We start from the raw sequence: 6,640 nt of genomic DNA, 5'->3' as shown, positions 1-6,640 counted from the left end.
GTTTTGTAGCAATCAAACAAACTGTAGAGCCACTTGGAGACAATGAATATAAACTTGAGTTCCAAAACGTTGATACTCGCGATGTTTCAGGATTAACGATTCGTAAAGATAAGACATTGTGGATTTTGGCATTAGGTGGCTTACTCTTTATGATTGGAGTTGCACAAGGTTCTTACTTTAACCACCGTCGGATTTGGATTCACGAATCTACAGAAGGTCGTTTAGTAGTAGCTGCCCATACCAACAAAAACTGGTTTGGAGTTAAAAAAGAGTTAGATCAAGTTACGGAAGCGGCACAGCTGCCACCTTACATTGATCAACACGATACAGAAGGTCAAGAGCTGAAAGAGGATGGTGAGAAATCGTCATGACATTAGTATCAATTAGTAGCAATTTATTGTTTGTTGCATTTGTTTGTTACTTAATCGCAACCATGTTTTTCGGTGGAGCAGTAAAAGTATCTGGTTCTAAAACTTCCGCATCTGAAAGAAGATGGGGGCGCATCGGAATCATCGTTACGATCGTTGGTTTTATTGCGAACTTAGCGTACTTTATTACTCGCTGGATAGCGGCGGGACATGCTCCCGTAAGTAATTTATTTGAATTTACAACGGCGTTTGGCATGATGGTTGTTGGGGCCTTTATCTTAATTTATTTCATCTACAAAACACCATTACTTGGGTTGTTTGCATTGCCAATTGCCATTATCATTATCGGCTTTGCTAGTATGTTCCCTCGTGATATCAATCCATTAATTCCAGCACTTAAGAGTTATTGGTTAACTGTACATGTAACTACTGCTGCTTTAGGTGAAGCGATTTTAGCAATAAGTGCGGTTGCAGGGTTGATTTATCTCTTGAAAAATGTAGATATTACAAAAAAAACAAAGCAACGTTTTTGGTTAGAAGCAGTAATGTTTACTCTTGTTCTCGTTTTAGGATTTGTAGCTTCAACTACAACATTTAGCGTAATGGATTACGAAGCAAAGTTTAATTATGTAGACAAAGAACAAAAAGAAAAAGAAATTATTTACAATACACCACCAATTTTCGGAATGAACGAATTTGAAGCTTTGACACCAGGAACTATGACCCCTCTTGCTGAAATGCCGTCTATTGTTAATGCTAAAAAATTAACAACGGTTACGTGGTCTTTACTTTTTGGTACTGTACTGTATGTTTTATTACGATTAATTACGCGAAAATCTATTTCAGCATTATTAAAACCTTTTGCTCAAAAAGCAAATTCGCAATTGATGGATGAAATAGGCTATCGTGCAGTTTCAATCGGTTTCCCAGTATTTACACTCGGAGCACTGATATTTGCCATGATTTGGGCACATGAAGCGTGGTCGAGATTCTGGGGATGGGATCCAAAAGAAGTTTGGGCTCTCATTACGTGGTTATTCTATGCAGCGTTCTTACATCTTCGTTTATCTCGAGGATGGCATGGTGAAAAATCTGCATGGTTAGCGGTAATTGGCTTTATCATAATTATGTTCAACTTAATTGCAGTTAACTTAATTATTGCCGGTTTACATTCATACGCATAATACACAAGCCTTTTCCTTCCGAGGGAAGGGCTTTTCTTTCAATTTAAGATATGTAATTGTACAATAATTGGTAAGACGGAAGGGGTAACCATAATGTCAGAACATATATCTGTATTAGTAGTAGATGATGAAGATCGTATTCGTAGATTATTAAAAATGTATTTAGAGCGCGAAGGATATGAAGTAGATGAGGCTGAGAATGGTGAAATAGCTTTAGAAATGGCACTGGAAAAAGATTATCATTGTATCTTACTAGATGTCATGATGCCTGAAAAAGACGGCTTAGAAGTTATTACGGAGCTTCGTGAACATAAAGCAACACCTATTATGTTGTTAACAGCTAAGGGTGAAGAAGCAAATCGTGTTGAAGGATTTGAATTAGGTGCCGATGATTACATCGTAAAACCGTTTAGTCCTCGCGAAGTTGTATTAAGAGTTAAAGCGGTATTGCGACGTTCAGTAACCATTTCACCGATTTCAACTTCATCGGTATCTAAGGACTTAGTTGTATTCCCCCATTTAATAATAGACCACGACGCCCACCGTGTAACTGCGGATGGGACAGAAGTGAATTTAACACCTAAAGAATATGAACTTCTTTACTTTTTAGCAAAAGCACCAGACAAAGTGTTTGATCGCGAACAATTGTTAAAAGAAGTATGGCACTATGATTTCTTTGGTGATTTGCGGACAGTAGATACTCACGTTAAACGATTACGTGAAAAATTAAATCGTGTATCCGAAAAAGCAGCTAAAATGATTGTGACTGTGTGGGGCGTAGGATATAAATTTGAGATTGTCAATGAATAGAATATGGAACAGCGTCGTCGGGAAGCTATGGGTAACCATACTGCTTCTCGTTTCGTTTGTATTGTTTATCATTACCATCTTAATGCTTGAGTTTTTAGGGAATTATCATATTGAACAAGCAGAGGCCTCGTTACGCAAAGAAGCGAATACAATTGCGCGAATAGTGAATGAACATGACCAGGTGGAATCAGCAATGTATATTATTTCTGATATTTTAGGACCTGAGACGAATGCGCTTATTGCAAAAGAACCTCGTGAAGTTTCATTAACATTACATGAAGGCCAAAATGAAGAAAAAATAAAAGAGCGCATCATGAATGATAGAAGCCTAGTAAAAGTTTTTGAATCTTCTCAACCTATTATTAAAGAAATGATTTTACCTTCCCTTGAAAATGATAATCAAATGGAGTCTTTTATTGTCTTAGCATCTCCATTAAATATTGAAAATGATTTACATGGCGCAGTATTTATCTACCAAAGTTTAGATGTCATTCATAAAACAACAAAAGAAACGACAAATATTGTGTTTTTATCAGCATTCATTGCATTTATGTTAACAACGTTTTTCGCTTTCTTCTTATCCACTCGAATTACTTCCCCTTTACGGAAAATGCGAGAAGCTGCTTTTGAATTGTCTAAAGGAAACTTTGATACAAAATTACCTGCTCTGCAAAATGATGAGATTGGTCAATTAGCTACAGCATTTAACCAAATGGGACGACAATTAAAACATCATTTAGAAGTAATTAATCAGGAAAAAGAGCAATTATCAAGCATACTAACATCAATGACAGACGCTGTTATTACCTTTAATCGAGACCATACAATTTTACTCAGCAACCCACAGGCTGAAAAATTGTTGCAAAAATGGTTTTTCCGAATTGGGACGAGTAAAGGCCAACCTATTCCCATTGAAATGGATCATATGCTCGACCATGTTCTTCATTTGGAAGAAGAAATAAATGAAGAGTTAGAAATGGAAGGGAGTTATTACGCCATTACCTTCAGCCCATTATATAGCGGAGATTCGATTCGCGGGGCAGTTGCGGTACTTCGAGATATGACAGAACAAAACCGGTTAGACCGATTACGTTCTGATTTTATCGCAAATGTATCTCATGAACTAAGAACTCCTATTGCGATGTTACAAGGCTATAGTGAAGCCATAATTGATGATGTAGTGTCTACAGATGAAGAACGAGATGAAATGATTAAAATCATTTATGAAGAATCAAAACGTATGGGGCGTTTAGTAACCGATTTACTTGATTTAGCTCGAATGGAATCAGGTCGTATGCGTCTATACAGAGAAAGTGTAACTATTGCTCAAGTTATTGAACGAATCACACAAAAATTTGCTCAAGTAGCTAGAGAATCAAATGTTGAATTAAAATTTAGTACAACAGTGACTCCAGAACTAACTGTTGATATCGATGAAGATCGAATTGAACAAGTGTTGACTAATTTAATTGATAACGCAATTCGCCATACATCAAATGAAGGAAATGTTTCGGTTCGTGTCGAACAACACAATGCATTCGTTAAAATTAGCGTTGAAGACACAGGGTCAGGAATCCCAACTGAAGATTTACCTTTTGTATTTGAACGTTTTTATAAGGCTGATAAATCCAGAACAAGAGGTAAAGGTGGAACAGGTTTAGGTTTAGCAATTGCCAAAAATATGGTAGAAGCTCATGATGGTACGATTACAGTTAAAAGTGAAGAAACCGTTGGCACCATATTTACCTTTACGTTACCCATTAAAAATTTGTAACTTTATTGAAGACTAAAACGACTACTTTAAAGAACGGGAGGAGTTGTTAAATGAATGACTCCGTTTTTCACAGGCTTTATGACCAGTATCATCAAGATGTTTTTCAATTCTTGTTGTACATGGTGAAGAATAGACAAACAGCCGAAGATTTAATGCACGAAGTATATGTAAGAGTGTTAAAAGCTTTCAGCCGTTTCGAAGGCAAAAGTTCTGAAAAAACGTGGTTATTTTCAATTGCTAAAAATGTAGCAATTGATCATTTCCGAAAATCTTCGGTACGTAAACGACATTCATTTGACTTTTTTGATTGGGAAAAACAAGAATTAAGATCCACAGAAGCTCTTCCTGAAGAATTAGCTGAAATGAATGATGAAATGAAACAATTGTTAAACGCGTTAGAAGAATGTACAGGCGATCAAAAAATGGTTGTTATTATGCGATACTTCCAAGAATTATCAATCTCTGAGACAGCACAAGTTCTGGGATGGACGGAGGGTAAAGTCAAGACCACTCAACACCGAGCAATTAATAAACTTCGGGATCGCTTATCTGGGCATTCGGATAGGAGGAAAGTTCACGATGAGCAACAATAAATGGAGTGAACAAAAAATCGATCAGTTACTTAGCCAGGTGCCCAAACTTCAAGACACTCGTTCTAAAGACGAAGTATTGAAACGTTTACAGCAGGATCAAAGACTTTCAGAAGGTTCCAAAGTGAAACAGAAACGATGGATACCAGCAGCTGTAGCTATAGCTGCCTTGATTACATTAACATTGTTAGGTGCGACACTTATCAACAAGCCAAATAGCTTTATGCAAAGTGCATTTGACAGTAATTCAGAAAGTGCTAAATCTACTGATATGGATGCCGTAACAAATGATGAAAATAAAACTTCCATGGAAGAAGAGGCAACAATTTTTGATAGTGCGTCAGAAAAAGCAACTCCTGAAAGTGAGATGTCTGTTGCAAAAGCTCCAGCTGAATCAAATTTAACAACTGTTAATTCAAGTGATGTAGAARATCATACAGCTTTTCAAATTGGTCTAGTTTCTCAAGATGCACTTGTAATACCTGTTACTTTTTTAATACCTAACGATCAAATTCAACAGGATTTTGGGGGTCAGTCTCCAAATACATTGCAATTATATAAGCAATATGCGGATGACATTGATGAAGAAGAACTTGGCTTTATTGATTATCACCCTTTTAAGGGGACTTTTGAAATTGATCAAGATCAACTAAATCATCAGTTACCTAAAGAACACGATTATGACTTATCAAGTACTGCTCTAGAGGTATATGATGAAGCACTTCAATACACATTTGAAGGCTATACTCAAGTAAATCATCAGAATGAGGATGGTAGTCAAGCTGAATTTAATCAAGTAGGTAAAAAAATACCTACAGTTCTATCTAATGGGTTATACAAAACGGCTGTTTACCCATACACAGATCCAACAGGTCAAGTCTACTTGGTGCCGAGTCTAAATGAATCGTACGACGATGTGTCTGAAGCAATGGATGCCTTAAACACGCCTCCAAATGATTTTTTTGAAAAGGCGATACCAAGGTCAGTTACTTATACAGTTGAAGAAATTAATGGAATTGTCCACATCAGGTTTACTAAACCACTTGAGCTGAATTCATTTTCACAAGAACAATCATCTCAAATGATTGAAAGCTTTGTCTTAACTGGAGCTACTTTCGACGTCCAGGTTCAATTCGATAATGTTCTTGAAGAACAGTGGAACGATATTAATTTAACTCAACCAATTGAACAACCAATTGGACTAAATAAATTTAGTTGGCAATAAAAAGAATCATTTTGTAGGCTCAAGTAGTTTACAAATGATTCTTTTTTTCTTATAGTAGAGAATGTAAGTTAATAATGATTCATCTTCGGGGCAGGGTGAAATTCCCGATCGGCGGTAATGGAAGAACGTTTTCTTGAGCCCGCGAGCCGAAAGGCAGGATTTGGTGAAATTCCAAAGCCGACAGTATAGTCTGGATGGGAGAAGGTGAAGGTGCGGTCGTTTTTCGTTCTGTCATTTAACGAGACGCCTATTTAGGTGCGCCTTTTTACTCCCCTAAGCGATAACAGCTTAAGGGGTTTTTTGATGGGACTGGAACGAACAAACTTTTCTTCTTGTGGAGTGAATCGACAAAGGGAGAGAGTCATATGAAGAACAATAAATTGCGAATTATGATTGCAGTCGCGATGTTAAGTAGCATTTCATTTGTTTTAATGCTATTTAATTTTCCATTACCAGCATTACCAGCCTTTTTGAAAGTCGACTTTAGTGATGTACCAGCATTAATCGCTGCAATAACAATGGGTCCAATAGCTGGCATATTAGTCGCTCTTTTTAAAAATGTCTTGTACTGGATGTTCAGTGGAAGTCCAACTGGAGTACCGGTAGGAGAAATAGCGAATTTTGTTACGAGCATTCTATTTATGTTACCTGTTTATGCAATTTATCGTAAAATATCGACTACTAAAGGC

At 36.8% G+C, this 6,640-nt stretch carries 7 protein-coding genes and 1 riboswitch; all 7 genes read left to right on the top strand.

Annotation, left to right across the window (positions count from 1 at the left end; genetic code table 11):
- Positions 1 to 371 (top strand): cytochrome c biogenesis ResB family protein (locus AC1DOS_RS16905; RefSeq protein ID WP_477538439.1); only part of this gene is annotated, 371 nt, incomplete at its 5' end.
- A complete protein-coding gene (gene ccsB, locus AC1DOS_RS16900; RefSeq protein ID WP_108587643.1) occupies positions 368 to 1,552 on the top strand; it encodes a c-type cytochrome biogenesis protein CcsB in 1,185 nt (394 codons plus the stop codon). The genes AC1DOS_RS16905 and ccsB, both read left to right, overlap by 4 nt.
- Positions 1,553 to 1,645: 93 nt before the next feature.
- A complete protein-coding gene (locus AC1DOS_RS16895) occupies positions 1,646 to 2,362 on the top strand; it encodes a response regulator transcription factor (protein ID WP_108587646.1) in 717 nt (238 codons plus the stop codon).
- A complete protein-coding gene (locus tag AC1DOS_RS16890) occupies positions 2,355 to 4,136 on the top strand; it encodes an ATP-binding protein (RefSeq protein WP_108587648.1) in 1,782 nt (593 codons plus the stop codon). Before AC1DOS_RS16895 ends, AC1DOS_RS16890 begins: the two co-directional genes overlap by 8 nt.
- A 50-nt stretch (positions 4,137 to 4,186) precedes the next feature.
- Positions 4,187 to 4,729 carry an RNA polymerase sigma factor SigX gene (gene sigX, locus AC1DOS_RS16885; protein ID WP_108587650.1) on the top strand — a complete coding sequence of 181 codons (543 nt, stop codon included), beginning with the start codon at positions 4,187 to 4,189 and terminating at the stop codon, positions 4,727 to 4,729.
- On the top strand, positions 4,716 to 5,951 hold the full coding sequence (locus tag AC1DOS_RS16880; protein WP_477538438.1) for a hypothetical protein: 1,236 nt from the start codon (positions 4,716 to 4,718) through the stop codon (positions 5,949 to 5,951). The genes sigX and AC1DOS_RS16880 overlap by 14 nt, the downstream gene beginning before the upstream one ends.
- 77 nt (positions 5,952 to 6,028) lie before the next feature.
- A riboswitch (FMN riboswitch) is annotated at positions 6,029 to 6,161 on the top strand.
- A 155-nt stretch (positions 6,162 to 6,316) separates the two neighbouring features.
- Positions 6,317 to 6,640 (top strand): ECF transporter S component (locus AC1DOS_RS16875; RefSeq protein ID WP_477538437.1); only part of this gene is annotated, 324 nt, incomplete at its 3' end.

This window comes from Paenisporosarcina sp. P5_A11 (genome assembly GCF_056400705.1).
The sequence above is the reverse complement of the archived record's forward strand: the minus strand, read 5'-3'. Positions and strand labels throughout refer to the sequence as shown.